The 26,059-nt window shown below is 72.8% G+C and carries 26 protein-coding genes; 13 read left to right on the plus strand and 13 right to left on the minus strand.

Features of this window, described 5'->3' with window-relative positions:
- Positions 1-189 precede the first annotated feature (189 nt).
- The 4 genes from folB to ABT118_RS20600 all read left to right on the plus strand — a co-directional run bounded on the left by folB (position 190) and on the right by ABT118_RS20600 (position 2,932).
- Positions 190-549, plus strand: coding sequence for a dihydroneopterin aldolase (gene folB, locus ABT118_RS20585; protein ID WP_350671050.1), 360 nt, complete (start codon positions 190-192; stop codon positions 547-549).
- A 43-nt stretch (positions 550-592) separates the two neighbouring features.
- The gene (gene folK / locus ABT118_RS20590; protein ID WP_350670541.1) at positions 593-1,192 is read left to right on the plus strand and encodes a 2-amino-4-hydroxy-6-hydroxymethyldihydropteridine diphosphokinase; all 600 of its coding nucleotides are present in this window, start codon (positions 593-595) and stop codon (positions 1,190-1,192) included.
- Between the two features lie 99 nt (positions 1,193-1,291).
- A complete protein-coding gene (locus ABT118_RS20595) occupies positions 1,292-1,780 on the plus strand; it encodes a DUF3180 domain-containing protein (RefSeq protein ID WP_350670543.1) in 489 nt (162 codons plus the stop codon).
- 105 nt (positions 1,781-1,885) lie between these two features.
- The gene (locus ABT118_RS20600; protein ID WP_350670545.1) at positions 1,886-2,932 is read left to right on the plus strand and encodes a hypothetical protein; all 1,047 of its coding nucleotides are present in this window, start codon (positions 1,886-1,888) and stop codon (positions 2,930-2,932) included.
- Between the two features lie 75 nt (positions 2,933-3,007).
- Here the strand turns inward: ABT118_RS20600 and ABT118_RS20605 are convergent, their stop codons facing one another.
- Together ABT118_RS20605 and ABT118_RS20610 are read right to left on the minus strand one after the other, a co-directional pair.
- Entirely contained in the window at positions 3,008-3,583 is a 576-nt protein-coding gene (locus ABT118_RS20605) for a TerD family protein (protein WP_350670546.1), read from the minus strand.
- Positions 3,584-3,686: 103 nt separating this feature from the next.
- A complete protein-coding gene (locus ABT118_RS20610) occupies positions 3,687-4,175 on the minus strand; it encodes a hypothetical protein (RefSeq protein ID WP_350671054.1) in 489 nt (162 codons plus the stop codon).
- Positions 4,176-4,238: 63 nt separating this feature from the next.
- Here ABT118_RS20610 and arfB point away from each other — a divergent pair, with 63 nt between their 5' ends.
- Complete coding sequence (gene arfB / locus ABT118_RS20615) at positions 4,239-4,673, plus strand: alternative ribosome rescue aminoacyl-tRNA hydrolase ArfB (RefSeq protein WP_350670549.1); 435 nt, start codon at positions 4,239-4,241, stop codon at positions 4,671-4,673.
- A gap of 23 nt (positions 4,674-4,696) precedes the next feature.
- Here arfB and ABT118_RS20620 read toward each other — a convergent pair whose 3' ends face one another.
- Positions 4,697-5,221: a flavin reductase family protein gene (locus ABT118_RS20620; RefSeq protein WP_350671058.1), complete on the minus strand. Its 525-nt coding sequence runs from the start codon at positions 5,219-5,221 to the stop codon at positions 4,697-4,699.
- 386 nt (positions 5,222-5,607) lie between these two features.
- Here ABT118_RS20620 and ABT118_RS20625 point away from each other — a divergent pair, with 386 nt between their 5' ends.
- The gene (locus ABT118_RS20625; RefSeq protein WP_350670553.1) at positions 5,608-7,416 is read left to right on the plus strand and encodes a GGDEF domain-containing protein; all 1,809 of its coding nucleotides are present in this window, start codon (positions 5,608-5,610) and stop codon (positions 7,414-7,416) included.
- A 164-nt stretch (positions 7,417-7,580) separates the two neighbouring features.
- The gene (locus tag ABT118_RS20630; protein ID WP_350670555.1) at positions 7,581-8,480 is read left to right on the plus strand and encodes a carbohydrate-binding protein; all 900 of its coding nucleotides are present in this window, start codon (positions 7,581-7,583) and stop codon (positions 8,478-8,480) included.
- Positions 8,481-8,691: 211 nt separating this feature from the next.
- Here ABT118_RS20630 and nagA read toward each other — a convergent pair whose 3' ends face one another.
- From nagA to ABT118_RS20645, 3 genes are all read right to left on the minus strand, one after another.
- On the minus strand, positions 8,692-9,864 hold the full coding sequence (gene nagA / locus ABT118_RS20635) for an N-acetylglucosamine-6-phosphate deacetylase (protein ID WP_350670559.1): 1,173 nt from the start codon (positions 9,862-9,864) through the stop codon (positions 8,692-8,694).
- Positions 9,861-10,793, minus strand: a complete 933-nt coding sequence (locus ABT118_RS20640) for an ROK family protein (protein ID WP_350670562.1) — start codon at positions 10,791-10,793, stop codon at positions 9,861-9,863. Before ABT118_RS20640 ends, nagA begins: the two co-directional genes overlap by 4 nt.
- A gap of 157 nt (positions 10,794-10,950) precedes the next feature.
- On the minus strand, positions 10,951-11,862 hold the full coding sequence (locus tag ABT118_RS20645; protein WP_350670564.1) for an SIS domain-containing protein: 912 nt from the start codon (positions 11,860-11,862) through the stop codon (positions 10,951-10,953).
- Between the two features lie 159 nt (positions 11,863-12,021).
- Between ABT118_RS20645 and ABT118_RS20650 the strand changes: the two genes are divergently transcribed.
- The gene (locus tag ABT118_RS20650) at positions 12,022-12,801 is read left to right on the plus strand and encodes a DeoR/GlpR family DNA-binding transcription regulator (protein ID WP_350670566.1); all 780 of its coding nucleotides are present in this window, start codon (positions 12,022-12,024) and stop codon (positions 12,799-12,801) included.
- A gap of 131 nt (positions 12,802-12,932) precedes the next feature.
- A complete protein-coding gene (locus ABT118_RS20655; protein WP_350670569.1) occupies positions 12,933-14,216 on the plus strand; it encodes an extracellular solute-binding protein in 1,284 nt (427 codons plus the stop codon).
- Between the two features lie 60 nt (positions 14,217-14,276).
- On the opposite strand, the gene ABT118_RS20660 is transcribed toward ABT118_RS20655, so the two are convergent.
- A complete protein-coding gene (locus tag ABT118_RS20660) occupies positions 14,277-14,624 on the minus strand; it encodes a cupin domain-containing protein (RefSeq protein WP_350670573.1) in 348 nt (115 codons plus the stop codon).
- 99 nt (positions 14,625-14,723) lie between these two features.
- On the opposite strand from ABT118_RS20660, the gene ABT118_RS20665 reads away from it, so the two are divergent.
- Positions 14,724-14,951 (plus strand): DUF3263 domain-containing protein, encoded by a 228-nt coding sequence (locus ABT118_RS20665; RefSeq protein ID WP_350670576.1) that lies wholly within the window; start codon positions 14,724-14,726, stop codon positions 14,949-14,951.
- A 49-nt stretch (positions 14,952-15,000) separates the two neighbouring features.
- Entirely contained in the window at positions 15,001-15,813 is an 813-nt protein-coding gene (gene otsB, locus ABT118_RS20670; protein WP_350670580.1) for a trehalose-phosphatase, read from the plus strand.
- Here the strand turns inward: otsB and ABT118_RS20675 are convergent.
- From ABT118_RS20675 to ABT118_RS20695, 5 genes are read right to left on the minus strand one after another with little or no spacing between them, the layout of a single operon-like run.
- Positions 15,804-16,805, minus strand: a complete 1,002-nt coding sequence (locus tag ABT118_RS20675; protein ID WP_350670582.1) for a LacI family DNA-binding transcriptional regulator — start codon at positions 16,803-16,805, stop codon at positions 15,804-15,806. The genes otsB and ABT118_RS20675 overlap by 10 nt on opposite strands.
- Complete coding sequence (locus tag ABT118_RS20680) at positions 16,802-18,541, minus strand: glycoside hydrolase family 36 protein (protein ID WP_350670583.1); 1,740 nt, start codon at positions 18,539-18,541, stop codon at positions 16,802-16,804. The genes ABT118_RS20675 and ABT118_RS20680 overlap by 4 nt, the downstream gene beginning before the upstream one ends.
- Positions 18,538-19,353, minus strand: a complete 816-nt coding sequence (locus tag ABT118_RS20685; RefSeq protein ID WP_350670586.1) for a carbohydrate ABC transporter permease — start codon at positions 19,351-19,353, stop codon at positions 18,538-18,540. The genes ABT118_RS20680 and ABT118_RS20685 overlap by 4 nt, the downstream gene beginning before the upstream one ends.
- Positions 19,350-20,204, minus strand: coding sequence for a carbohydrate ABC transporter permease (locus ABT118_RS20690; RefSeq protein WP_350670589.1), 855 nt, complete (start codon positions 20,202-20,204; stop codon positions 19,350-19,352). Before ABT118_RS20690 ends, ABT118_RS20685 begins: the two co-directional genes overlap by 4 nt.
- Positions 20,201-21,544, minus strand: a complete 1,344-nt coding sequence (locus ABT118_RS20695) for an ABC transporter substrate-binding protein (protein WP_350670592.1) — start codon at positions 21,542-21,544, stop codon at positions 20,201-20,203. Before ABT118_RS20695 ends, ABT118_RS20690 begins: the two co-directional genes overlap by 4 nt.
- A 191-nt stretch (positions 21,545-21,735) precedes the next feature.
- On the opposite strand from ABT118_RS20695, the gene ABT118_RS20700 reads away from it, so the two are divergent.
- Positions 21,736-23,700 (plus strand): carbohydrate-binding protein, encoded by a 1,965-nt coding sequence (locus tag ABT118_RS20700; protein WP_350670593.1) that lies wholly within the window; start codon positions 21,736-21,738, stop codon positions 23,698-23,700.
- 103 nt (positions 23,701-23,803) lie between these two features.
- Complete coding sequence (locus ABT118_RS20705) at positions 23,804-24,544, plus strand: SDR family NAD(P)-dependent oxidoreductase (RefSeq protein WP_350670596.1); 741 nt, start codon at positions 23,804-23,806, stop codon at positions 24,542-24,544.
- A 24-nt stretch (positions 24,545-24,568) separates the two neighbouring features.
- Here the strand turns inward: ABT118_RS20705 and ABT118_RS20710 are convergent, their stop codons facing one another.
- Positions 24,569-26,041 carry an alpha,alpha-trehalose-phosphate synthase (UDP-forming) gene (locus ABT118_RS20710; RefSeq protein WP_350670599.1) on the minus strand — a complete coding sequence of 491 codons (1,473 nt, stop codon included), beginning with the start codon at positions 26,039-26,041 and terminating at the stop codon, positions 24,569-24,571.
- Positions 26,042-26,059 lie beyond the last annotated feature (18 nt).

A 26,059-nucleotide genomic window follows, 5' to 3' on the forward strand; every position in this document is an offset into this window, starting at 1 on the left:
GCCCCCGCGCGTTGCGCCAACGTGCACCGGATGTTCACGTCAATGGCCGATCCGGCGCGCGTGGCGCCGCGCGGTGCCGGGTAGGACGGTCGGGGTTCACCGTCGGCCGCGGGTAGATTCGAAGGTCGCGGGCGACGAGGCCCGGCGCCCCGCCCTCGGGCGGGGCCTGTCCACATGGGAGAAGAGTTGCTGGACCGCGTCACTCTGCGGGGCCTCCGCGCCCGGGGCCACCACGGTGTCTTCGAGCGCGAGCGGATCGAGGGCCAGACCTTCGTGGTCGACCTCGTGCTGTACCTGGACACCCGCCCGGCGGCCTCCGGCGACGACCTGACCCGCACCGCGCACTACGGCGTGGTGGCCGAGGAGGTCACCGCGATCATCTCCGGGGAGCCGGTCGACCTGATCGAGACGCTGGCCCAGCGGATCGCCGACCAGTGCCTCGCGCACGCCGCCGTGGAGGAGGTCGAGGTCACCGTGCACAAGCCGGACGCCCCGATCACCGTCCCGTTCGACGACGTCACCATCACCATCCACCGGGGCCGCGCGTGACGAACGTGGTCCGTACCGCCCCCGAAGCCGTAGAGGGATCTTGATGAGCACCAGCGACCCGACCGCCTCGCCGACCACGTTCGACCTGGAGCGCCGGGTCGACAGCGCCGACTCGACCCTGCACGACCCGCGCCGCGCCGTGGTCGCGCTCGGCAGCAACCTGGGCAACCGCCTGGAGACCCTGCAGGGCGCCGTGGACGCGCTCGAGGACACCCCCGGGGTGCGGATCACCTCCGTGTCCGGCGTCTTCGAGACCGACGCCCTGGGCGGCCCGGACGAGCAGCCCAGCTACTTCAACGCCGTGGTCGTGCTGCGCACCACGCTGCCGCCGCGCTCGCTGCTGGAGCGCGCCAACGCGGTCGAGGACGCCTTCGGCCGGGTCCGCACCGTCCGCTGGGGCCCGCGCACCCTGGACGTCGACATCCTCGCCTACGAGGGCGTCACCAGCGCCGAGCCCGAGCTGCTGCTCCCGCACCCCCGGGCGCACGAGCGGGCCTTCGTGCTGGCCCCCTGGCAGGACGCCGACCCGGACGGCGAGCTGCCGGGCCTGGGCCGGGTCGCCGACCTGCTGAAGGCCATCGCGGACGAGCCCGGCCAGGGCGTCCGGCGCCGGGACGACCTCCAGCTCCGGCTGCCCGAGTAGGAACTTCCGGATCCGGTCGGCCGTCCGACCGGGTGGGCGCCGGTACGGTGGGCCGACCAGCCGTCAGCGCCGTCTGACCACCTGCCGGGAAGGATCTCAGTGAAGCCGCTCCGCCTCCGCCTGCTGCTCGCCCTCGCCGCCGTGGCGACGGCGCTCGCCTGGGCCGGTGCCCGGCTGTGGGACTCGTTGGGCCACCTGCCCGGCGTGCCCACGGCCGCGCCGATCGTGCTCGCGGCGGTCGCGGTGGTCCTGCTGGCCACCGCGATCTCGCTGCGCTCCCGGCTCAAGGCGGTCCGCGAGCGCCGGCCCGACGCCAAGGGCGTGGACCCGCTGGGCGCGGCCAGGGCGGTGGTGCTCGGCCAGGCCAGTGCGCTGGTGGCGGCCGTGATGACCGGCGTGTACGCGGGCGCCGGCATCCACCTGCTCGGCCAGCTGGACAACCCGGCCCGGGCCTCCCAGGCGATCACCGCCGGTCTCGCCGTACTGGCGGGGGCCGGGGTGGTCGCCGCGGCGCTCTGGCTCCAGCACGTCTGCCGGCTGCCCGAGGACCACGACGGCCCGGCCGGTTCGGCCCCGTCGCCGCGCTGACGGCGCGTCGGACGGCGGCTACCCGCGGTCGCCGTGACGGACTGTCAAGAGCGGAAACCGGGCCCAGGCTGACAGCGCCCCAATTCGCACGCTAGTTTCTTTGGCATGTCTCGCGGACGCCACCGGCACTCCTCCGTCCTCGGCCGCTCTGTGCCGCCGATCGCCATCGGCGTACTCGTCGTCGCCGCCTTCGGTGCCCTCGCGGCCAGTCCGGACACCCTCGTGGTGCGCTCGGTCGGGTTCGCGGCGGTGTTGGCCGCGGTCGGCCTCGGCGTCGTGCTGCGCCAGCGCGACCGCACCGCCAGGCTGGCCGCCGAGCTGGCCGCCACCCGCCGCAAACGGTCCGAGGAGCGGTTCGAGGAGCAGCTCGCCGAGGCCGAGTACGCGGCCGAGGTGGCCGAGGAGCGGGCGACCCGGTTCGGCCGCCGGCTGACCGCCGAGAAGTCCCGGCTGGCCAAGGCCGAGACGGAGATCGCCCGGCTGCTCCGCGAGCGGGCCGTGAGCGTGGCCGAGCAGGCCCTCAAGGAGGCCGAGGCGCACCAGCGGGCGCTGGCCGCCGCCCGCCCCAAGTACCCCGCCTCCCCGGCCGCGTACGTCCGTGCCGCGTCCGTCCTGCGGCAGCTGGAGCGGGCGGCCGAGCGGGCCGAGGCCCGCCGGGAGAGCGACGAGCGGGCCGCGGTGGCGCTCCGTCCGGCCGCGCTGCCCGAGGCCGTTCCGACGGTGCGTCAGCTCGGTGCCGCGCCCGAGCGCCCGGTGCTGTCCGCGCCCGGTGCGGCGAACGAGTCCGCGGTGGTGGTCCGGCAGCGGGCCAGGCCCGCCTCGCGGGTGCCGAACTTCAGCTTCTTCGGCCGCAGCGGTGCGGCCGGTGCCGCCGCCGTCCGGGCCGCCGCCCCGGCGCCCGCCGTCGGCAGCGTGACCGAGCTCGGGGCCCAGGGCGACCTGGCCGACGTGCTCGGCGACGAGGCGCTGGCCGAGAGCGCCCGGTACGCGGCCCGGCAGCAGCCGGTCGAGCAGTCCGTGGAGCCGTCGGTGGAGCAGCCGGTGGCGGCGGGTCCCGAGGGCCAGCACACCCGGCCCGAGGTGGTCGACCTGACCCCGCACGACGACACCGAGGTGATCCAGGTGGCCCAGCTGAGGGCCGAGCTGGGCTGACGCCGGGCGCATGACTGCGGGCACATGACTGAGGGGCGCGGGGAGTGATCCCCGCGCCCCTCAGTGGTCGGACCGTCAGACGCTGACGCCGAAGTCCTGGGCGATGCCGGCCAGGCCGGAGGCGTAGCCCTGGCCGATGGCGCGGAACTTCCACTCGGCGCCGTTGCGGTAGAGCTCGCCGAAGATCATGGCGGTCTCGGTGGCCGCGTCCTCGGAGAGGTCGTAGCGGGCGATCTCGGCCTCGCCGGCCTGGTTCAGCACCCGGATGTAGGCGTTCCGGACCTGGCCGAAGCTCTGGCCGCGGGCGTTGCCGTCGTAGATCGACACCGGGAAGGTGATCCGGGCCGCCTCGGGCGGCAGGCCGGCCAGGTTGACCTTGATGACCTCGTCGTCGCCGGCGCCCTCGCCGGAGCGGTTGTCACCGGTGTGCACGACCGTGCTGTCGGGCGAGCTGGTGTTGTTGAAGAACACGAAGTGCCCGGCGGACAGCACCTTGCCCTCCTCGTTCAGCACGATGGCGCTGGCGTCCAGGTCGAACTCGGCACCCGTGGTGGTGCGTACGTCCCACCCGAGACCCACGTTGACCGCGGTGAGGCCCGGGGCCTCCTTGGTCAGCGAGACGTTGCCACCCTTGGAGAGGCTGACTGGCATGGTGTGGAGTCCCTTCGTCGCTTTTGTCGGAAGAACGCGAGCGGCGGGGCCGGTGGTTCCTGCCGCGGTCGCCAATTTCTCATGCCCGGACCCTGACGCGGGCTCAGACCCGGGGAAAACGCCCCTGAACCGTCCAGATATTCGGATTGTCGGCCAGGCCTTCGTGCAGGTCGAACAGGTCGGCCAGTACATCCTGGAGGAAGTCCCTGGCCTCCCGCCGCAGATCGGCGTGGCGCACCACCGCGATCGGCTCGTCCGGCAGCCAGGTCGCGCTGATCTCCACCAGGCCGAAGCGGCGGGCGAACCGGAGCAGCTCGGTGTTCTGGGTGAAGTCGAGGTCGAAGGTCTGCACGGTGGCGGACCGGCTGCCGCGCCGGTCCTGGTCGAGGTGCTCGACCGTGTCGCAGAGCGCCCAGGCGAAGTCCAGCACCGGCACCCATCCCCAGGCTGTGGACAGGTCGGCGCCGTCCGCGTCGAGATAGACGTCACCGCAGAACAGGTCGTGCCGCAGGCTGCGGACCGGCGCGGTCCGGTAGTCCGTCTGCGGAGGGTCGGGGAAGCGGTTGGAGAGGGCGTAGCCGAGCTCGATCACACCGGTCATTCTCCCAGGCGTAAACCTGGTGACCGCGCCGCGGCGGCGCGGGATGATGGGCGCATGCCCGAGCCCATCCGCGTCCGGGGATCGGTGGTCGTCCCCGACGCCGAGCTCGTCTGGCGCTTCTCCCGTTCCTCCGGCCCCGGTGGCCAGCACGTCAACACCTCCGACACCCAGGTCGAGCTCCGCTACGACCTGGCGGCCTCGGACGCCCTGCCCCAGGTCTGGAAGGACCGTGCCCTCGAACGGCTCGCGAGCCGGCTGGTGGACGGCCGGATCCTGGTGGTCCGGGCCTCCGAGCACCGCTCGCAGTGGCGCAACCGCGAGGTGGCCGCGGCCCGGCTCGCGGCGCTGCTGGGGGAGGCCACGGCGCCGCCGCCCAAGGCCCGCCGCAAGACCAAGCCGAGCAAGGGCATGATCGAGCGCCGGCTCTCCAACAAGCGCCACCGGTCCGACCTCAAGCAGGGCCGGGGCAAGCCTTCGGCGCGCGACTGACGGGCGGGGTCAGGCGAGCGGGGTCAGGCGAGGTGGCGGTAGCCGCCGCGGTGGTAGAGCAGCGGGCGGGCGCCCGGGGCGGTGACCTCGGCGGCGAGGACGTGGCCGAGCAGGAGCACGTGGTCCCCGGCCGGGATGCGCTGGACGGTGCGGCACTCGACCGTGGCCAGCGCCCCGTCGATCAGTGGTGCGCCGGTGTGGGGGCCCCGGTGGTGGGCGGTGTCGGCGAAGAGCAGCCGGTCGCTGAGCCGGCCCTTCATGGCGAAGCGCGAGGCGACCGCCCGGTGGGCCTCGCCGAGCAGTGAGACGGCCCAGCGGTCGGTGCGGGTCAGCAGCTCGTCCAGCCGGGAGTCCTCGCGGACCGAGACGAGCACCAGCGGGGGCTCCAGCGAGACCGAGAGGAACGAGGTCGCCGTCATGCCGGCGTCCTCCTCGTCCTCGGGGTCGTGGACGGTGACCAGCGTGACGCCGGAGGCGAGCTGGCCGAGGGCCGCGCGGAACTCCTCGGGAGTGGCGGCCGGGCTGCTGGTGGAGGACTGCTGGGACATCTGCACGTACCGCACGGTAGTCGGCCGGGCGGGCGGGCGGCATCGGGCCGTGGTCGTAGGACCCACTGGGCCGGAAGGCTGAACCCGACCGGTCCGGCGGCGGGTCCGCTCACTCGCAGGGGTGACGGTCCGCACCCTCCCGGCTCCCAGGGGCCTTCAGTCCGGACTCCGGACGACCGAACAGCCAATAGTCGTGATTGTCCGGAGATGTCATCTCCAGGGCGGGTGAGCTGCGGTTTCGGGCATGTTCATTGTGTGATTTGGGTCACAAGTGGTGACCTATTGTTGACCGAGCGTGCCGAACGTTGTGCTCCCTGTGATTCAGTTCTTCTGGCAATCGGACGATAACCATCAAGAACTATCCGAAGCAGCCGGGGAGCCCCCGCATGGAAGCCGAGTCGGAGCCCTACGTCCGCCTCGCGACCCTCCGCACCTTGCACCGGGTCGTGGCGGACCTCAACGCTGCCCGCAGCCTGGCCGGGACCCTGCAGGCCGTGGTCGAGGGTGCCGTGCACGGGCTCGGCTTCGACGCGGCGGCGGTCAGCCTGGTGCGGCCGGACGGCGACCTGGTGGTGGCGGCGGTCTGGGAGCTGGAGGAGAGCGCCTTCGGCGGCCCGGCGGTGCTGCTCGGCCAGGTCGGCTCGCGGGAGTCCTGGGAGCGGATGCTGAGCGTCAGCGACCACTGGGGCACGCTGCGCTTCCTGCCGTACGACCGGGGCTGGGCGATCGGCACCGACATCCCCAGCTGGGTCGGCGACGGCCCGCTGCCGGTGTACGCCAACGACTGGCACCCGGCCGACTTCCTGCTGGCCCCGATGTACAGCGCCGGCGGCGACCTGCTCGGCATCCTCTCGGTGGACCGCCCGCGCAGCGGCAAGCGGCCCGGGGCGTGGACCAGGGAGGCGCTGGAGATGTTCTCGCTCCAGGCGTCGATCGCCATCGGCAACGCCCGGCTACGCGCGGAGATGCAGCGGGCGCTGGCCCGGCTGGAGAAGGAGCAGCAGGCGCTGCGGGCCAGCGAGGAGAGCTTCCGGCAGGCCTTCGAGTACGCCCCGAGCGGGATGGCCATCACCGAGCTGCACGGGGCCGGCAACGGCCAGCTGACCCGGGTGAACGACGCGCTCTGCCGACTGCTGGGCCGCCCCAGGGCGACGCTGCGGCAGCAGCGGTTCGCCGACCTGGTGCACCCCGAGGACCTGGAGCTGCTGCGGCGCACCAGCGCCGAGGGGGGCCGGGCCGAGCTGCGGCTGTCCCGGCGGGACGGCGGCTACCAGTGGGTCTGCCTGCGCAACTCGGTGGTGGCCGACGCGGCCGAGGGCCCGAGCTTCCTGCTCACCCACGTCGAGGACATCGAGGAGCGGAAGCGGCACGAGTTCCAGCTCGCCCACCGGGCCAGCCACGACGCCCTCACCGGACTGCCGAACAGTGCCGAGCTGCGGTCCCGGCTCGGCCGCCGGCTCTGCGGGCAGGCCCCGGGCGGACCGGCGTCGGTACCGGACCAGGACCGGCACGACACGGAGCCCGCGTACGCCGGTCAGACGGCCGCCTACGGCGCGCACGGCGCGTTCGGGCCCCCCGGGAGTCAGGTCGCGCTCCCGCACGGGTACGGGCAGCCTGACGGCTTCGACGGCCCGCCCGGGGAGCGGGAGCAGTTCGGCCGCCCCCGGGAGTGCAGCGAGGTACCGGCCGACCACGTGCACGCGGTGATCCCGGCCGAGCTGGGGTCGGGCGGTGACCTGTGGGGCGGTTCGGTCCGGCCGGGCACCGCGGAGAAGGGGCTGGCGGTGATCTTCTGCGATCTGGACGGTTTCAAGTCGATCAACGACCGGTTCGGCCACAAGGCCGGCGACGGGGTGCTGATCGAGGTGGCCCGGCGGCTCCAGCAGGTGGTCCGGGAGGGCGACACGGTGGCCCGGCTGGGCGGCGACGAGTTCGTCGTGCTGGCCGACGGGATCGGCCGCGAGGAGGCCAAGGACCTGGCCGGACGGCTGCGCACCGCGATCATCCCGCCGATGCGGATCGACAACAGGACCACCAGGGTCGGGGTCAGCCTCGGCATCGGCTGGGCGGGCTGCGGGATGAGCATCGAGGAGGTGCTGCACGTGGCCGACGAGCGGATGTACGACGAGAAGCGGGCCCGCGGCGGCCCGGCCCGGGGCACCCGGGGCGAGCGCTCGCACCGGCGCGCGGGGTGAACCGTCCGGCACGGTTCCTCCACTCGGCCCCCTGATCGGTGCAGGGTCCGGCCGTCTTTCCGCCGCGTCATGCTCGCCAGGTAGGGTGCCCCGGTATGAGCGTTCACTTGCCCGTACGGCGTTCGGCCGCCGTACGGTGTGCGGCGATGGGGAGTTGACCACCGGTGACGACGGCCGGAAGTAACGGAGCGCCCGAGGGCTCGGCAGCGGAGGACCCGTTCGCGTACCTCTACCGCCCGGCGGAGGGCGAGGAGGCGGTCAGCCAGCCCCGCGACTCGTCGTACTCCCGTCCGGTCGAGGTCGGCCGCGCGCAGTACGGCCAGCAGCCCGCGCCGGTGGCACAGCCGCCGCGCCCGCAGCCGCAGGCCCCCACCGCCCAGCTCCCCCCGCAGCAGACCAGGTACGCCGAGCACTCCCGCCCGCAGCCGGGCGAGCAGCCCCCGGCCGGGCGGAGCAAGGCCCTGGTGATCGGTGCCGTCGCGGTGGTCGCCGCGGTCGCCATCGGGGCCGGCGTGGCGCTCTCCATGGGCGACCCCGGCAAGCCCTCCGCCAAGGGCGCGACCGGCAGCAGCAGCGGCGCCCCGGTCAGCCCCTCGGCCTCGGCCTCCCCCTCGCCGTCGGCCAGCCCGACCCCGGACGGCAAGCCGGTCGCGGACGCGAGCTCGCTGCAGGGGCAGAACGCGCCCTCGGGCAACAGCGTGAAGGGTGCCAAGTCGGCGAACGGGAGCTACCTGACGCTGACCGCGGGCTCCTCGGTGAGCTGGACCTTCACGGCGCCGAGCGCGGGCGCGTACAAGTTCTGGCTGCACTTCAACAACACCGGCCAGACCTTCAACGCCGCGGTCGCCGTCAACGGCAAGGACCGGGACGGCGGCATCGCGGTGAAGAACTACTCCGGGGCCGGGGTCGACCCGGCCCAGGCCTGGTACACCACCAACATATGGCCGGAGCTGCAGGCCGGGACGAACACCGTGACGGTGAGCATCCCGGCCGGGAGCGGCGGCAGCATCCTGGTCGACCAGGTCGCGCTCACCCCGATGAGCGTGGACACCTACCCCGGCTGACCACTGCGGCCGGACGGCGGATCAGCGCGTGGTCCAGCGCGGCCGTCCGGGTGGTCATCGCGGGTGAACTCCCGACCGACGGCGGCGGCGAGCAGGTCGGCGGTACGGGCACGGGTGCCCCCCCGGGAGAAGGTGAGCAGCGGGACGCAGAACCGCTGCTCACCTCCCCGGGAAGGGGGTCCCCCCGGCCGAAGGCTGGGGGAGGGGACGGTCAGGCCGCGTGGGCCTTGGCGAGCCGGTCCGCGCCGACGATCCACTCACCGCGGCGCATCACCGCGACGAGGTCGAAGGTCTCGGAGTCGAGCACGACGAGGTCGGCGTTCTTGCCGGCCTCCAGGGTGCCGATCGAGTCGGCCAGGCCGAGCAGCCGGGCCGGGACGGTGGACAGCGAGGTGACGGCCTGGTTGAGCGAGAGGCCGTTGATGGTGACCGACCGCTTGAAGGCGACGTCCAGGGTCAGGGTGGAGCCCGCGATGGAGCCGCCCTCGACCAGCCGGGCGACGCCGTTCTCGACCCGGACCTGGAGCGGTCCGAGCGGGTAGAGCCCGTCGCCCATCCCGGCCGCGCCCATCGCGTCGGTGATCAGCGCGACCCGCTCGGCACCGGCGGTGCCGTAGGCGAGGTCGAGCACCGAGGGGTGCAGGTGCACCCCGTCGTTGATCAGCTCGACGGTGACCCGCTCGTCCTCCAGCAGGGCGACGATCGGGCCCGGCGCGCGGTGCTGGATGCCCGGCATCGCGTTGAACAGGTGGGTGGCGACGGTGGCGCCGGCCTCGACCGCCTCCAGGGTCTTGTCGTAGTCGGAGTCGGTGTGGCCGACGGCGGCGATCACGCCGAGCTCGGCCAGCATCCGGACCGACTCCAGGCCGCCGGGCAGCTCCGGGGCCAGGGTGAACATTTTGGCGGTGCCGCGGGCGGCGTCCACCAGCTTGCGCACCAGCGCCGGGTCCGGGTCGCGGAGCAGGTCGGGGCGGTGCGCGCCGCAGCGGTTGTGCGAGATGAACGGGCCCTCGAAGTGGACGCCCGCCAGCACCCCGTCCTCGACCAGCTCGGAGAGGACGGCCGCCTGGTGGCAGAGCTCGTCGATCTCCCCGGTGACGGTGGAGGCGATCGTGGTGGTGGTGCCGTGCGCGAGGTGGGTCCGGGCGACGGTGAGGGCTTCCTCGGCGATGCCGGAGGCGTAGCTGCCGCCGCCGCCGCCGTGCACGTGCAGGTCCACGAAGCCGGGGACGACCGTGTAGCCGGTCAGGTCGATGTCACCCGGCTCGGTGGCGCCGCCGAGGCCCGCGATCCGCGAACCCTCGACGGACAGCCGCCCGTTCTCGACGACGCCGCCGGGCAGGACCAGTCGGGCGCCGGCCAGTGCAGTTCGGTCCGCGGTCACGCGGTCACCTCCATGGAGAGCAGATCCCAGGCGAGCAGGCCCGCGCCCAGGGATGCGGCGGTGTCTCCGAGCATGGCGGGTACGACCTTCGGGGGCATCTGGAAGGTCAGCCGCTCGGACACCGCTGCGCGCAATGGTGTGAAGAGCGTGTCACCGGCTTCGGCCAGCCCGCCGCCGACGATCACCGTCGAGGGGTCGAGCAGGCTCTGGGCCAGCACGATCCCGTCGGCGAGGGTCTCGACGGCGTTCCGCCAGACCGCCAGCGCGCGTTCGTCCCCGGCCTCGACCGCGGTGGCGCAGGCCGCCGCGTCGGCGGTCGGGTCGCCGCTCGCCTCGGCCCAGGCCCGGGAGACCGCGGAGGCCGAGGCCAGCGTCTCCAGGCAGCCCCTGGCGCCGCAGCCGCACTGCGGTCCGCCGGGGCGGACCACCACATGGCCGATCTCGCCGCCGTAGCCGTGCGCGCCGGACTCGATCGCCCCACCGATGCCGATGGCGCCGGCGATGCCGGTGCCGAGCGCGATGAAGAGGAAACGGTCCACGCCCTGCCCGGCGCCGATCCGCCCCTCGGCCAGCCCGCCGGAGCGGACGTCGTGGCCGAGGGCGACCGGCAGACCGCCGAGTCGCTCGCCGAGCAGCTTGCGCATCGGGAGGTCCCGCCAGCCGAGGTTGGCGGAGAAGACCGCGATGCCGTTCTTCTCGTCGATCGTCCCCGGTACGGCGACACCGGCGGCGAGGGGGGCGCTGCCGAAGCGGGCGCGACCCTCGTCCGCCAGTTCGGCGGCGAAGTCGAGGATGGTGGCGACGACGGCATCGGTGCCGTGCTCCCGCCCGGTCGGTCGGCGTGCCTCGAACAGCACGGAGCCGTCCTGGGCGAGCAACGCGGCCTTCATGCCGGTTCCGCCTACATCGAGTGCGATGACGTGCTTCACGGGGGACAGTTTCCCTTGACCATGTCGGAGAGGTCTAGTCCAGTTGCGTGATTGGTCTGGTCCAGGTAGGTGAGGTTTGTCGCCTTTAAGGATGACTTAAGAATGTTTGGGTGTCCTTCGGAAAACTACTTTCCTAAAGACCGCAAGGCAGTTGACGTTAAGCGAGGATGATCGAACGGGTCAGCGCGCGGGGCTGGTCCGGGTCGAGACCGCGTGCCTCGGCGAGTGCCACGGCGAGCTTCTGGGCCCGGACCAGGTCGGCCAGCGGGTCGCCGGCGGCGTCGTGCACCAGCAGCGCGCCGGTTGCCGCGACCTGCTCGGCCAGTCCGTCCGGCAGCTCGCCGAAGGCCCAGACCGCCCGGCCGGGGGCGGCGATGGCGATCGGGCCGTGCCGGTACTCCATCGCCGGGTAGGACTCGGTCCAGGCGCAGGCCGCCTCGCGCATCTTCAGCCCGGCCTCCTGGGCCAGGCCGTAGGTCCAGCCCCGGCCGAGGAAGGTGACCTGCTCGGCCGCGACCAGCTCGGCCGGGACCTCCCACGCGACCGCCGCCTCGGCGTCCTCGGCCGCCTCGGCCACGCTCTTGGTGCCGGGCGGCAGCGCGCCCTCCAACTGCAGGTGGGCCCGGAGCAGCGCCAGCGCGGTGGTGGCGAACCGGGTCTGCACCACCGAGCGCTCGTCCGCGAAGTCCAGCAGCACGGTCTCGTCGGCGACGTCGAAGACCGGGCTGCCGGCCGTGCCGGTCAGCACGGTGCTCGGGGTCTTGAGCCGGTCCAGCAGGTCGAGCACCTCGGTGGTGGTGCCCGAGCGGGTGATCGCCACCACCCGGTCGTAGCGGCGGCCGACCGGGAACTCGGAGGCGGCCAGCGCGTCGGTCTCGCCGTGGCCGCCGCTCTCGCGCAGTGCGGCGTACGCCTGGGCCATGAACCACGAGGTGCCGCAGCCGACCACCGCGACCCGCTCGCCGCGCTGCGGCAGGACGGGGGCGGCGGCGGCGGCCAGGGCGGCGGCCTGGCGCCAGTTCGCCGGCTGGGTGGCGAGTTCCGCTGCGGTCAGCGAGGAGGGGGGCATGCGGGCTCCTTCGGAAGGGCTCCGGATCGAATGCGTGAAGCTGTTTGATTTATAGAGGTTTCGAGCAGGATCGCGCAAGACCGGCTCGCCCGATGGAACTATGGGAAGCTGACCCCGCCGTCGTCCGACGGCTCCGGGACTGGAAGGGACGGCATCTGCGTGTCCAGGTACGAGCGGTGGAATGCGCTGCTGGAACTGCTCGCCGAGCACGGCAAGTTGGAGGTCGAGGAGGCCGCCGAGGCGCTGGAGGTCTCGGCCGCGACGATCCGCCGCGACCTGGATCAGCTGGCCCGCCAGCAGATGGTCACCCGCACCCGGGGCGGGGCGGTTGCCCACAATGTCTCGTACGATCTGCCGCTGCGCTACAAGACCGCCCGCAATGCCGACGCGAAACAGCGGATCGGTGCCGCGGTGGCCGAGTTGGTCGCGCCCGGCGAGGTGGTCGGCCTGAACGGCGGCACCACCACCACCGAGGTGGCCCGCGCGCTGGCCGTCCGGCCGGAGCCGGAGGGGTCCGGACAGGGCATCACCATCGTCACCAACGCGGTCAACATCGCCAACGAGCTGACGGTCCGCCCGCAGGTGAAGATCGTGCTCACCGGCGGGGTGGCCCGGCCGCAGTCGTACGAGCTGATCGGCCCGCTGGCCTCGCTGGTGCTGAACGAACTCACGCTGGACATAACGGTGTTGGGCGTGGACGCGATCGACGCCGAGCACGGGGCGACCGCCCACAATGAGGGCGAGGCGAGCGTCAACCGGCTGCTCGCCGACCGGGCCCGACGGGTGGTGGTCGCGGCCGACTCGTCCAAGCTCGGGCACCGGGCCTTCGCCCGGATCTGCGGCCTGGACCGGATCTCGGTGCTGGTCACCGACACCGGGATCGGCCCCGAGCTGGCCGCCGCGTTCACGGAGGCGGGCGTCCGGGTGGTCGCGGTCTGAACGGTGGCCGCCGTTGCACGGGCTGCAACGGGGGCGGAGATTGGGTAACTACCCCTGGTACAGGTCTGGACCACAGAGGGTCCACGCTGAGAGGGTGGCCGACGCTCCCTCACCCCCGAAGGTGGTTCCCGTTGTTCAGCGCTGCCCGGAAGCCCGTCCTCTCCCTGACGGCGCTCGCCGCCTCCTCCGCACTGCTGCTCAGCGGCTGCGGGTCGAACGTGCTCGGTTCCGGCGGTGACGTCACGCTGCGACTGGTGGTCGCCGACTACGGCGACAGCCCGGCCAACTCCTCCAGCCTGTACTGGAGCGACCTGGTCAAGCGCTTCGAGTCCGCCAACTCGAACATCAAGGTCGAGCTGGAGGTGGTCAGTTGGGACGACATCGACAAGCGGGTGGCCGAGCTGATCAAGACCGGCAAGGTGCCGGACATCCTGCAGACCGGCGGCTTCGCCGACCAGGTCGCGGCCGGACGGCTGTACCCGGTCAGCGAGGTGCTGACCATCGACGCCCAGGTCAACACGATCGACGCCTTCGCCAAGGCCGGGCAGGTGCTGGGCAGCCAGTACGGCATCCCGTTTATCGCCTCCTCGCGCGCCTTCTTCTACAACAAGGCGATCTTCGAGAAGGCCGGCATCAGCCAACCCCCCACCAGCTGGGAGGAGTTGCGCAAGGATGCCAAGCTGATCAAGCAGAAGGTCCCCGGCGTGGTGCCGTACGGGCTGCCGCTCGGCCCCGAGGAGGCCCAGGCCGAGTCGCTGATGTGGACCATGAGCGGCGGCGGCGGCCTCTCCGACGACACCGGCAACTACAGCATCGACAGCAGCGCCAACAAGGCCACCTTCGACTGGCTGCGCACCAGCCTGGTCAAGGACGGCCTGACCTACGGCGACCCGGGCGCGGTGAGCCGCAAGACCGCCTTCGCGGACTTCGCGGCGGGCAAGGTCGCGATGCTCAACGGCCACCCCTCGCTGGTCCAGAAGTCGGTCGCCGCCAAGATCGACTACGGGCTGGCCCCGATCCCGCGCAAGGACCCGGCGAGCAAGGCGGCCAGCTTCGCGGTGGCCGACTGGATGATGGCCTTCAAGGCCAACGGGCACCGCGCCGAGATCAAGAAGTTCCTCTCCTTCGCCTACCAGAAGGAGAACACGCTGAAGTTCTACGAGACCTACAACATGCTGCCGGTCACCCAGGACGCCCGCGAGGAGATGGCCGCCGACGCCGCCCACGCCGACCTCAAGCCGTTCCTGAACGCCCTCCCGGACGCGCACTTCTACCCCTACGGCGAGCCGTCCTGGGGCAAGGTCAGCGAGCAGATCAAGAAGGACATCGGCGGTGCGGTCAAGGACGGCGGCGGCGAGACGCTGGCCCGGCTGCAGTCCTTCGCCGGCGAGGCGGCCGCGGACGCCCGCAAGTAGTAGCGGCGGGGCGGGGCCGTGGCACCGGCCCCGCCCCGCCGACCGCTCGGCCGAGAGTGCTCAGCCGAGGTCGATCGCGTAGGCCTTGCGGAGCGTCTCGTGCACCGTCCAGGTGGTGCGGTCGCCCTCGTTCAGCACGGCCAGGTCGCCGGGGCCGACCTCCAGCACGGTGCCGTTCTCGAACGCGATGGTGGCCCGGCCGCTGATCACCACGAAGATCTCGTCCGCCTCGGTGTCGGTCACCACGCCCGGGGTGATCTGCCAGACGCCGCGGATGCGGCGGCCGTCGGCGGACTCCCAGACCACCTTGCCGGAGACCTCGGGGGTGCCGGAGACGATCTGCGCCGGGTCCAGCGGGTCGGGTTCGAGGTCGGCGTCGGGGATGTGCAGAGCGAAGCTGTTCGTCATGACATGGGACGCTAACGCCCGGGCCGCCGCGGCGGGGGCGGCACACTGTGTCGGCCTGAGCGGGCAGAATGACACCCCGTAAGTGGAGGTGACCCGCCCATGTCCGAGCTGACCGACCGCGAGCTGGCCGTGCTCGCGCTGGAGGCCCGCAGCTGGCGCACCACCGGCGCCAAGGAACGCGCCGTCCGGGAGGAGCTCGACCTCTCCGCCACCCGGTACTACCAGATCCTCAACCGCCTGCTGGACCGTCAGGAGGCCCTCGCCCACGACCCGGTCCTGGTCAACCGCCTCCGGCGGATCCGGGAGGCGAAGCGCAGCGAGCGCTAGCCGGGAAGGTCACCGGTGCGCGGGCGGTCGGGCGGTTATGGTCGGAACCATGGGTATTCCTGAGCCGAGTACACCCGCCGGCCGTGCAGGCCTGGCCGCGCTGCTGGCCGACCCCCGGTCCGCCGTGGTGGCGCTGGACTTCGACGGGACGCTGGCACCGATCGTGGCGGACCCGGGCAGCGCCCGGGCCGACCCGGCCGCGGTGGCCGCGCTGGAGGCGCTGGCGCCGCACCTGGGCGCCGTGGTCGTGGTCACCGGCCGCCCCGCCGCCGTGGCGGTGGAGTACGGCGGCTTCGCCGGTCTCGAACGGTTCACCGTGCTGGGCCAGTACGGCGCCGAGCGCTGGGAGGCGGGCGAGCTGAGCTCGCCGCCGCCGCCGCCCGGGGTGGCCGCCGCCCGGGCCCTGCTCCCGGCCGTGCTGGCGGAGTCGGGCGCCTGGATCGAGGACAAGGGCCGCGCGCTCGCCGTGCACACCCGCAGGACCGCCGACCCCCAGCGGGTGCTGGAGCAACTCCGGGCCCCGCTGGAGCAGTTGGCCGAGCAGGCCGGCCTGATGGTGGAGCCGGGCCGGTACGTGCTGGAGCTCCGGCCGCCCGGGGTCGACAAGGGCGGGGCCCTGACCGCGTTCCTGGCCGAACGCCCCCGGGGCGCGGTGCTGTACGCCGGCGACGACCTCGGCGACCTGCCCGCGTACGCCGCGCTGGAGCGCCGCCGGACCGAGGGCCACCCGGCGCTGCTGGTGTGCAGCAGCGCCACCACCGGGGAGGCCCAGGTCACCGAACTGGCCGACCGTGCGGACCTGTTGGTGCCCGGGCCGGCCGGGGTGGCGGCGCTGCTGGAGGCCCTCGCGGCTCAGCTCTGAGCGGGCGGCGCCGCCGTGGTGGAACGGATCACCAGCTCGGGGTCGAAGAGCAGCTCCCCGACCGGCACCGGCCGGTTGGCCACCAGCGCGAGCACGCCGCGGCCGACCTCCAGCGCCAGCCGGTCGGCGGGCTGCCGGACGGTGGTGAGCGGCGGGTCGGTGAACTCGGTGATCATCGTGCCGTCGTAGCCCACCACCGACACGTCCTCGGGGACCGAGCGGCCCTGCCGCCGGACCCCGCGGATCGCGCCCAGCGCCATGAAGTCGCTGGCCGCGACGATCGCGGTGGCGCCCTGGCGGACCAGCGTCGCGGCCGCCGCCTGCCCGCCCTCGACGGTGTAGGACTGCCGGACCACCCACTGCTCGGCGTCGGCCAGGCCGCGCCGGGTCATCGCGGTCAGGAAGCCGCCCACCCGGCGGTCCGCCGGGTGGTTGCCGGCCGGGCCCGAGGCCATCCCGATCCGACGGTGGCCCAGCCGGTAGAGGTGGTCGACGGCCAGCTCGGCCGCGAGCGCGTCGTCGGTGGAGAAGACCGGCGCCGGGTGGCCGTCCTCGAACTGGCCGTTGATCCCGACGTACGGGATGCGGCGGTCGCGGAGCAGCTCGTACGTCTCGGTGTCGGCCCCCTCCAGCGTGTTGCTGGCGGAGAGGAAGACCACCGCCGCGACGCCCCGGTCGACCAGGGCGGCGATGAAGTCGCGCTCCTGGACGCCGCCGGGGAAGGCCGGGCAGAGCACCATCTTCAGCCCGTGCGGGGCCAGCGCGGACTCGATCCGCTCGGCCACGTCGGCGAAGAAGGGGTTGGAGATGTGCTCGGTCACCACGGCCACCAACTGGCCCGGTGTGGCGCGTTCGTAGCCGAGTTCGGCCATCGCCTGCTCGACCGCGTCCCGGGTCTTTCTGGCGACGCCCTGGCGCCGGTTGATCACCCGGCTGACGGTCGCCTCGCTGACCCCTGCGCGGGCTGCGAGTTCGGTGATGCCGACCTTCATGCCGTCCCTTCCAAGCCGGTGAGAGTGGCCAGGCCCGAGCGCGGCACCGGCAGCGTGTGCAGGCCGGGCGGCAACGGGAGCCGACTCCGTTCGATGATACGGCCGGTGGGGCCGTGCACGGTGAGCTCGGCCGAACCGCCCGGCCCGGCCACCTCGATCACCACCCGGTCCACGGCCGACCCGTTCACCAGCACCAGCTCCTGAAAGCGGGTCAGCGCCACCGGCACCACCTGCGCGGCGTGCACGCTGAGCAGGCGCACCCCGGCGCCGACGGCCTCCACCACGGGGTACAGCTCGTCCGGCCGGCCCGGTTCGACCTCGCCGTCCAGCAGGGTGGCGCGCAGCCGCCGCCACTGCCCGAGCCAGAAGGCCACCGCCGCCCGGTGCTCCTCCGGCAGCAGGGAGAGCCGGACCGAGACCTGCGGGACCGAGTGCAGGGCCCCGATCAGCTGGCGGGCGGCGCTCTGCACCGGGGCCTCGGGCGCCCACAGCAGCATGTCGGAGTGGACCGCCCCGCCGACCGCGAGGAAGGAGGTGTCGACGGTGCGGACCCGGTTGGCGGCCGAGTCGGCCGGGCAGTCGAACGAGCGCAGCATGTTCCCGAAGGCCGCCATCCCTGGCCCGGTGTACGGCTGGCGCAGCTCCAGCAGCAGTCCGGGGCGGATCAGTTCCAGCTCGGCCCGCAGCTCGGCCAGGAGCACGGTCATCGCCCGGCCGACGTCCGGGCCGCCGTCCCCGGCGTGCACCATGGCCTCGTCCAGGAAGTCCAGCTTGAGGCCGTCCACCCCGAACTCCCGGACCAGTGAAGCGCAGAGCCCGACCACGTGCCGGCGGACCTCGGGCCGGCGCGGGTCCAGCACGTACGCGCCGGGTACCCCGGCGGCCACCGTGGGCTCCCAGTCCGGCCAGCAGTCGGCCTTCGGGCCGACCAGCAGGGGCGCGACCCAGAGCAGGTAGCGCAGCCCGTCCGCCTGCACCCGGGCGACGTGGGCCGCCAGGTCGGGGAACTTGGCCGGGTCGGGCCGCCAGTCGCCGCAGCCGGCGTAGCCCCGGCCCCGGCCGCCCAGCTGCCAGCCGTCGTCCAGGATCAGGGCGCCGAAGCCGAGCCGGGCCGCCAGGGCGGCCTCGGTCTCCACCGACCCGGCGTCCACCTGCTGGTTGAAGGCGTACCAGGTCGAGTAGACCGGGGTGCGGGCGCCTTCGGGGACGGGCATCGGGGTGGTCCCGGCGGCGTACCACTCGCGCAGCCGGCGCATCGCGGTGGCGACGGTGCGGGAGCGGGGGACGAAGAGCAGCCGGTGCCCGTCGGCGGAGGGCGGCAGCAGGAGGTGGACGACGTAGCTGTCGGTCTCCTCCGAGACGCCGAACCTGAGCTGCACCTCGGGCACCGGGTCGGCCGCCGCGAAGGTCAGCAGGGTGGCACCGGAGTGGTCGAACAGGCACCCGGTGGCCAGCGCGTCGACCAGCGAGACCCGGGCCCGGCCCTCCCAGTCGGCGGGCAGGGTCCGGCGCCAGCCGCCCTGCGGGTGCCAGTACCCGGCGGCGTCGCCGAGCGGGACGGAGAGCCTGACCTCGACCGGCCCGGAGCCGGCCTCGACCGCCACCAGCCGGATGCCGGAGGGGAGTTCGGTGCTGGACCAGTGGCCGTCCGGGACCGCGAGCGAGACCCGGTCGAGCAGGGCCTCGAACACCGCCGGGGCCAACTCGGCCGTGGTGACCGCCTGTTCGTCGGTCATTCCTTCACCGCCCCGGCGAGCAGCCCGGACACGAAGTGCCGCTGGAGGGCCAGGAACAGGGCGGCCATCGGCAGCGCGGCGATCGCCGTACCGGCCAGGATGGCGCCGTAGTCGGTGTCGTCGACGCCCTGGAGCCCGGCCAGCGCGACCGGGATGGTCAGGGCGGAGTCGGAGCGCAGCACGATCAGCGGCCAGATGAACTCGTTCCACTGGAACAGGAACAGGAAGATGGCCAGGGCGGCCAGGGCCGGCCGCATCGGCGGCAGCGCGACCCGGAGGAAGAGCCGCAGCTCCCCGCAGCCGTCCACCCGTCCGGAGTCCAGCAGTTCGTCCGGTACGGCCGCCATCGACTGCCGCATCAGGAAGATCCCGAACGGCAGCGCCAGGTTGGGCAGCAGCACCGCCTGGTAGGTGTCCAGCCACTGCAGCTCGGCCATCAGCCGGAACAGCGGGACCAGGGTGACCTGGGCCGGGATCACCAGCCCGAGCATCAGCAGGCCGAACAGCGGCTCCCGGCCGGCGAACCGGAACTTGGCGAAGCCGTACCCGGCCAGGGTGCAGACCGTCCCGGCCAGCAGGGTGTAGACGGTGGCGATGCCGAGCGAGTTGAGCACCACCCGGCCGAAGCCGGCCTTCTCCTGCAGGCTGCTCAGGTTGTCCAGCAGGTGCCTGCCGGGCAGCAGCGGCGGCGGGGTGCGGAAGATCTCCTGCGAGCTGTGGGTGGCGGCGATCACCAGCCAGTAGAACGGGATCAGGACGGCGGCCAGCACGATCGCCAGCGTCCAGGTCAGGGTGAGGCTGCGCAGTTTCACGACTTCCCTCCCAGCACCTTGAACTGGAGCAGGCCGAGCAGCCCGATCAGCAGTGCGAGTGCGTAGGCGATCGCCGAGGCGTAGCCGAAGTCGAAGTACTTGAACGCGTTCTGGTAGAGGTACATGCCGATCGTCAGGGTCGCGTTGTCGGGCCCGCCGCCGGTCAGCACGTAGGGCTCGTCGAAGAGTTGGAGGGTGCCGATGGTGGAGAGCACGGTGGTCAGCAGCAGCGCGGGCCGGAGCCCGGGCAGCGTGACGTGGCGGAACCGGCCCCAGGCCCCGGCCCCGTCCACCGCGGCCGCGTCGTACAGCTCGGTCGGGATGGTCTGGAGCCGGGCCAGCAGGATCACCGCGTTGTACCCGGTGTAGTGCCAGGTGAGGGCCAGGCCGAGCGAGGCCTTGGCCAGCAGCGGGTCGGTCAGCCACGGCAGGTCGGCGCCGAGCAGCCAGTTGACCAGCCCGTACTGCTGGTTGAGCAGGACCGAGAAGACGATCCCGTACGCCACCAGGCCGGTGACCATCGGCAGGAAGAAGCCGAGCCGGAACAGCGGGCGGGCCTTCAGCAGGGTGGAGTTGAAGGCCACCGCCAGGCCGGTGGCCAGCGCCAGCATCACCGGCACCTGGACGGCCAGGATGGTGGCGCTGTTGCCCAGTGCGGTCCAGAACAGCGAGTCGTCCAGCAGCCGGGTGTAGTTGTCGATCCCGGCGAACTCCTCCACCCCGCCCGCCTGGTGGTACAGGCTGAGGCGGAACGAGGCGACGATCGGGTAGAGCTTGAAGGCGGCGAACAGCAGCACCGCCGGCAGGACGAACAGGTACGGCAGGGTGCGCCGCCGAACGGAGAAGGTCATCGCACGACCTTGCGCCCGGTCTGCTGGGCCAGCTGGTCGGCGGCCTGCTTCAGCACCTCGGCCGGGTCGGCACCCTTGAGCAGGACCTTGGTCTGGGCGTCCGTCACGACCTTGAGCGCCCGGGCGTAGTCGGCGGAGTAGTTGGTGGCGGGGGTGGGCGACTTGAGCGCCTGGAGGAAGATCTCGCCCTTCTTCTGGCCGCTGAAGAAGGCCGAGGGCTCGTGGAAGAGCGAGTCCTCGTACGCGGCCATCAGCGCCGGGGCGATGCCCTTGCCGCGGTAGATCGCCACCTGGGAGGCGGGCCGGGTGAGCATGAACTCGATGAAGCTCCAGGCGGCGGCCTGCTGCTTGCTGGAGCCGGCCACGGCCAGGTGGGTGGAGTTGACGGTGGCGGCGGTCGCTCCGCCGCGGCGGACGGCCGGGGGCAGCCGGACCTTCCACTTGCCGGCCTCCTGCGGGACCAGGCCCTCGATGATGCCGCCGAACCAGGTCGGCCAGGGCAGCACGGCGGCGGTGCCCTCCTTGATCGAGTTCTCCAGCGCGCTCCAGCCGCCGGCCAGGTCGCTGACCAGGCCCGCGTCGTTCATCTTCTTGATCAGGGTGAGCGCGGTGACCGCCTCGGGCGAGTCCAGGGTGATCGCGCCGTCCAGGTCGAAGTAGAACTTGCCCTGGAGCTGGAGCAGCAGCTGGAAGAAGTTGGCCGCGTCGGGCTGCGAGGCGGGCTTGTCGATGCCGAGCAGGTGGACGCCGGTGGCGGCCTTGAGCTTCTTGCCCGCCTCGATCACCTCGTCCCAGGTGGCCAGCGACTCGACGTCCACCCCGGCCTTCTCGAACAGGTCGGCGCGGTAGTAGAAGCCGCCCGAGTTCGCCTCCCAGGGCAGCGCGTTGACCCGGCCCTTGGGGGCGACGGTCTGCCACAGGCCCTGGGCGAAGGCGTCCTTGTGCTTGGTCGCGCCGAGCGGGCCGAGGTCGGCCAGGCCGGTCGGGAACTTCTCCACGTATCCGGGCAGGTAGTCGACGCCGATGTGCAGCACGTCGGCCAGGCCGCTGCCGCCGGCCGCCAGGCCGGTGGTGATCTTGTCCCAGATCGCCGGGTTGCCGATGTCCTGGACGGTGACCTTGATGTCCGGGTACGCCTTGTTGAACTCCGGGAGCAGCGCCTTGAGCTGGGCGGCCGGGCCCTGCCAGCTCCAGACCGTGATCTCGCCCTTACGCGGGTCGCCCGCCCCGCCGCTGTCGGCGCCGCTGCCGGTACCGGTGCCGGAGCAGGCCGCGAGCCCGGCTCCCACGGTCAGGGCGCCGCCGAGTCTGAGCAGTCCGCGTCGGTCCAGGGAGGTCATCGTGGTGCCTTTCGAGGGTGGGGTGTGACGGGCTGGACGCTAGCAACGGACGGACGCGCTTGCAATGGATCAATGAAAACTTTCTTCGAGATCGTGCAGGCATCCAAGAATCCTTGCTCCAGTGCATTGAAAGCCGCCCCGGCCCCCTGTTAGCGTCGCGGCACCCTCAACGGAGAGACCTGGAGACCCTGATGCGACGCGCCAGACTGCCGCTGCTCACTGCTCTCGCACTGCTGATACCGCTCGTCCCGCAGACCCTCGCGGTGGCGCACGCGGCCCCCGCCGCCCGGGTGCCCACCGTGCTGAACCCCGGTTTCGAACTCGGCGCCAGGGGTTGGGAGTTCACCGCAGGGACCGGCGTCGCCGGCAACTACCCGCACGGCGGCGCGAAGTTGGCGTACCTGGACGGCGGCCCCGGCTTCCGGGTCAGCCAGACGCTGACCGCCCCGGCCGCCGGCCGGTACGACGTCTCGGCCTGGATCGCCAGCGGCGGCCCGAACGGCCGGTTCGTGGTCCGGGTGAACGGCACCGAGGCCGGTGCGGCCGTCCTGCCCGAGCGGTACGAGTACTCCCGGCACACCGTCAGCCGGGTCGCCGTGGCCAAGGGCGACAAGCTGGAGATCGCGTTCGAGTCCGGCGACGGCTGGCTCAACGTCGACGACGTGATGCTCTCGCCGGCGGCCCCGGCCGACCCGCGGATCAGCTCCTCCGACCCGGAGGTGGTGGCGATGTTCGACTGGGCCAAGCGGAAGGCCAACAGCTGGGTGCTGCTGGCCGGTTCGACCGGCCCGGTGAACGTGGACGAGAACAACCGCTTCGGCACCGGCACCGCCACCTACGGCCCGTCCTACTGGGCCGGCTACGCCAACCGCAGCGGCTACTACTCCCGGGACATGGCCCACCAGGTGGTCGGCGCCCAGGTGCTCGGCCTGACCGCGGAGAACCGCAGCATGCTGCATTCGTTCGCGGCCTCCGCCACCGAGGCGCACAAGTACTACCCGGTCTGGGCCCACAACTTCGACACCGGCACCTACCTGAGCATCGACTACCGCAACCCCGGCTCGTTCGTCCGCGAGGTGCCCGCCCCGTTCGAGCTGGTGGAGAAGGCGGCCCAGGCGTACCGCTGGAGCGGCGACCGGGCGTACCTCGACGACGAGGCGTTCTGGGACTTCTACCGGCACACCACCAAGGAGTTCGTCGAGCTGCACAACGCGGCCAAGGGCAACGGCGCGGTGCAGGTGGCCGAGGGCACCGGCAAGGGCATCTTCTCCGGCACCGCCAGCTACAACGAGCAGGGCAACGAGCGGATGGCCGAGGCCGGCGACGGTATCGCGGCCCAGTACCAGGCCTACCTGGCGGTGGCCTCGCTGGCCCGGGCGAAGGGCGACACCGCACTGGCGGCGCAGGCCCAGCAGCAGGCGGACGCGCTCAAGGCGTACTTCAACTCCGAGTGGAGCGGCACCGGTTCGGGTGCCGCGATGGTGCGGGGCTACTCCACCGACGGCACCGCGCTGACCGGCTGGGGGCTGGAGAACAGCTGGTTCATGCCGATGAAGAAGATCATTGACGCCGGCCCGCGGAACGACGCCTACCTGGACTACATCGACGCCCAGGCCTCCGGCGCCGACGGCCCGTCCAACATCGAGGCGTTCACCTACCTGCCCGACACCTTCTTCAACAACAACCGCAACGACACCGCCTGGAAGTGGATGCGGCACGTCTACGAGCAGCGCGACGTCCAGCACGTCAACGCCTCGCAGGGCCCGAACGGCGACTACCCCGAGGTCTCCTTCACCCTGGTCGGCCAGACCGTCTCCGGCCTGCTCGGCCTCGACCCGGACGCCGCCAACCGCCGCCTGACCACCCAGTCCCGGCTGCCCGCCGGGATGGACTGGCTCCAGGTCGACGACATCCCGGTCGGCAAGGACACCATCGGCCTGCGGCACGACGGCGCCACCAGCTCCACCCTGACCAACCACTCGGCCGCCCGCACCTACGCCTGGGAGGCCCGCTTCGTCGGCAGCCACCCGACCCTGACCGTGAACGGGGCCGCCAAGCCCGCGCTGACCAAGGTCGAGCACGGGGTCACGTACAGCTACCTGAACGTCAAGGTGGCGCCGGGCCAGGCCGTCGTGGTCGGGGTGGCCGCGAGCTGATCCGGGCGTTCCGGGGTGCGGAGGTTGTGGTGACACCGCGCCCCGGAGCGCAAGGTCCGATTCCCGCCGGACTCCCTCGCTCCGCCCGGCAAAGCTCTTACCCATGAACCGACTTGAAGGACATGTGGCCCTGGTGACCGGTGGCGGCCGGGGGATCGGCGCGGCCGTGGCGATCCGGCTGGCCGAGGAGGGCGCCGACGTGGCGCTGACGTACGAGCAGAACGCGGACCGGGCCGGGCAGGTGGTGCGGCAGGTCGAGGCGCTCGGCCGCCGGGCGCTGGCGATCCGGGCCGACAGCGCGGACCCGGACGCCGTCCGGGCCGCCGTGGACGGGACCGCCGCCACCCTCGGCCGACTCGACATCCTGGTCAACAACGCCGGGGTGTTCCCGCTCGGCCCGCTGGAGGAACTCGAACTCGACGTGCTGGACCGGACCTTGGCGGTGAACGTGCGGGCGCCGATGCTGGCCGCGCAGGCGGCGGTGCGGCACATGACCGACGGCGGCCGGATCATCGGCATCGGCAGCAACGTGGCCGAGCGCGCGGTGTTCCCCGGCTTCGCCCTCTACGCGGCCAGCAAGACCGCGCTGATCGGCATGACCAAGGGGCTGGCCCGGGAGCTCGGCCCCCGGGGCATCACGGTGAACCTGGTCCACCCGGGCCCGACCGACACCGAGGCCAACCCGGCCGCGGGCCCGTTCGCCGAGACGGTCAACGGCTATACGGCGCTGGGCCGTTACGCCGGACCGGCCGAGATCGCCGCGAGCGTGGCGTACCTGGCCGGTCCGGACGGGGCCTACGTCACCGGGACGTCGATCAGCGTCGACGGCGGCTTCGGGGCCTGACGGGCGGTCACCTGCGCGGGCCGGTCACTCGCGCAGGGCGGCGAGCTGGTCGAGGAACCACTGCTGCGGGGGCAGCGCGGTCGAGGCGGCGGCCAGCCGCTTGGTGCGGTCGGCCCGTTCGGCGGCCGGCATGGTGAGCGCCTGGTGCAGCGCCTCGGCGGTGGCGATCACGTCGTACGGGTTCACCGTGATGGCGTCCTCGGCCAGTTCGGCGTAGGCGCCCGCCTCCCGGGAGAGCACCAGCGCGCACCCCGCGTCGGAGACCACCGGAACCTCCTTGGCGACCAGGTTCATCCCGTCCCTGATCGGGTTGACCAGCGCCACGTCGGCCAGCCGGTAGGCGGCCAGCGAGCGCGGGAAGTCGTCGTTCACGTGCAGGATCAGCGGCTGCCAGTCGGGGGTGCCGAACTCGTCGTTGATCTCGTGCGCGATCCGCTGCACGGCCGCCGTGTACTCCCGGTACTCGGGCAGGTCGTGCCGGGACGGGTAGGCGAACGCGATGTGCACCACCCGGTCCTGCCACTCCGGGCGGGAGCGCAGCAGGTGCCGGTAGGCCAGCAGGCCCCGGACGATGTTCTTGCTGAGCTCGGTCCGGTCCACCCGGACGATCGTCCTGCGGTCGCCGACCGCCTCCCGCAGGGTCGCCAGCCGGGCGTCCACGTCCGGCTGGTGGGACCGGTCGCGGAGGAAGTCGGCGTCCGCGCCGAGGGCGTGCACGCCCAGCCGGGTGGTCCGGCCGCCGTGCCGGACGGTGAGCGCGGCCCGGTCCACCTCGGCGCCGAGCACGGCCTCGCAGCAGTCGGCGAAGGCCAGTGCCCAGCGCCGGGTCAGGAAGGCGGCCCGGTCCGCCCCGAGGATGCCGGTGAGCACGTCCGCGGCCACGTCGTCCGGCAGCATCCGGTAGTACTCGGGCGGCGCCCAGGGGGTGTGCGAGAAGTGGCCGATCCGCAGGTCCGGGCGGAGCCGCCGGAGCAGGTCGGGGGCGAGCGAGAGGTGGTAGTCCTGGATCAGCACCGCCGCGCCCGGTGCCGCCTCGGCGGCCAGCGCCTCGGCGAAGGCGGTGTTGTAGGCCCGGTACGAGTCCCACTCGCGCCGGAACCGGTCGTCGAAGACCGGGGCGACCGGGGTCTCGTACAGCAGGTGGTGAACGAACCAGAGGGTGGAGTTGGCCACCCCGTTGTAGGCCCGGGTGAAGGTGCCGGGATCGATGTCCAGCATCCGGACGAGCTGTCCGCCGACCTCGAACCCGCCGAGGTCGAGCCGTCCGTCGGGGGAGCGGCGGGCCGCCGTCCGGTCCGCCTCGGAGAGGGCGGCGCAGACCCAGACGGCGGACGGGTCGTCGATCGCGGAGAGGCCGGAGACCAGGCCGCCACCGCCTCTGCGCAGGGTCAGCGAGCCGTCGTCCTCGGCGGTGAAGGACACCGGCCCCCGGTTGGAGGCCACCAGGATGGGGGCGGCCCCGGTCAGATTCGAACGTTCGGTCGCGAGATCGGCCATGCCACCAACCTTGCCTTG

It is taken from the genome of Kitasatospora sp. NPDC002040 (assembly GCF_040296785.1).
In the GTDB taxonomy this organism is placed as follows: domain Bacteria; phylum Actinomycetota; class Actinomycetes; order Streptomycetales; family Streptomycetaceae; genus Kitasatospora.

Bases quoted from the DNA above. Each gene is read 5' to 3' on its own strand.
- ABT118_RS20700 (WP_350670593.1), top strand. From the start codon at position 21,736: ATGCGACGCGCCAGACTGCCGCTGCTCACTGCTCTCGCACTGCTGATA.
- ABT118_RS20680 (WP_350670583.1), bottom strand. From the start codon at position 18,541: ATGACCGACGAACAGGCGGTCACCACGGCCGAGTTGGCCCCGGCGGTG.
- ABT118_RS20705 (WP_350670596.1), top strand. From the start codon at position 23,804: ATGAACCGACTTGAAGGACATGTGGCCCTGGTGACCGGTGGCGGCCGG.
- ABT118_RS20695 (WP_350670592.1), bottom strand. From the start codon at position 21,544: ATGACCTCCCTGGACCGACGCGGACTGCTCAGACTCGGCGGCGCCCTG.
- ABT118_RS20620 (WP_350671058.1), bottom strand. From the start codon at position 5,221: ATGTCCCAGCAGTCCTCCACCAGCAGCCCGGCCGCCACTCCCGAGGAG.
- ABT118_RS20605 (WP_350670546.1), bottom strand. From the start codon at position 3,583: ATGCCAGTCAGCCTCTCCAAGGGTGGCAACGTCTCGCTGACCAAGGAG.
- arfB (WP_350670549.1), top strand. From the start codon at position 4,239: ATGCCCGAGCCCATCCGCGTCCGGGGATCGGTGGTCGTCCCCGACGCC.
- ABT118_RS20710 (WP_350670599.1), bottom strand. From the start codon at position 26,041: ATGGCCGATCTCGCGACCGAACGTTCGAATCTGACCGGGGCCGCCCCC.
- otsB (WP_350670580.1), top strand. From the start codon at position 15,001: ATGGGTATTCCTGAGCCGAGTACACCCGCCGGCCGTGCAGGCCTGGCC.
- ABT118_RS20665 (WP_350670576.1), top strand. From the start codon at position 14,724: ATGTCCGAGCTGACCGACCGCGAGCTGGCCGTGCTCGCGCTGGAGGCC.
- ABT118_RS20675 (WP_350670582.1), bottom strand. From the start codon at position 16,805: ATGAAGGTCGGCATCACCGAACTCGCAGCCCGCGCAGGGGTCAGCGAG.
- folK (WP_350670541.1), top strand. From the start codon at position 593: ATGAGCACCAGCGACCCGACCGCCTCGCCGACCACGTTCGACCTGGAG.
- ABT118_RS20660 (WP_350670573.1), bottom strand. From the start codon at position 14,624: ATGACGAACAGCTTCGCTCTGCACATCCCCGACGCCGACCTCGAACCC.
- ABT118_RS20645 (WP_350670564.1), bottom strand. From the start codon at position 11,862: ATGCCCCCCTCCTCGCTGACCGCAGCGGAACTCGCCACCCAGCCGGCG.
- ABT118_RS20625 (WP_350670553.1), top strand. From the start codon at position 5,608: ATGGAAGCCGAGTCGGAGCCCTACGTCCGCCTCGCGACCCTCCGCACC.
- ABT118_RS20600 (WP_350670545.1), top strand. From the start codon at position 1,886: ATGTCTCGCGGACGCCACCGGCACTCCTCCGTCCTCGGCCGCTCTGTG.
- ABT118_RS20690 (WP_350670589.1), bottom strand. From the start codon at position 20,204: ATGACCTTCTCCGTTCGGCGGCGCACCCTGCCGTACCTGTTCGTCCTG.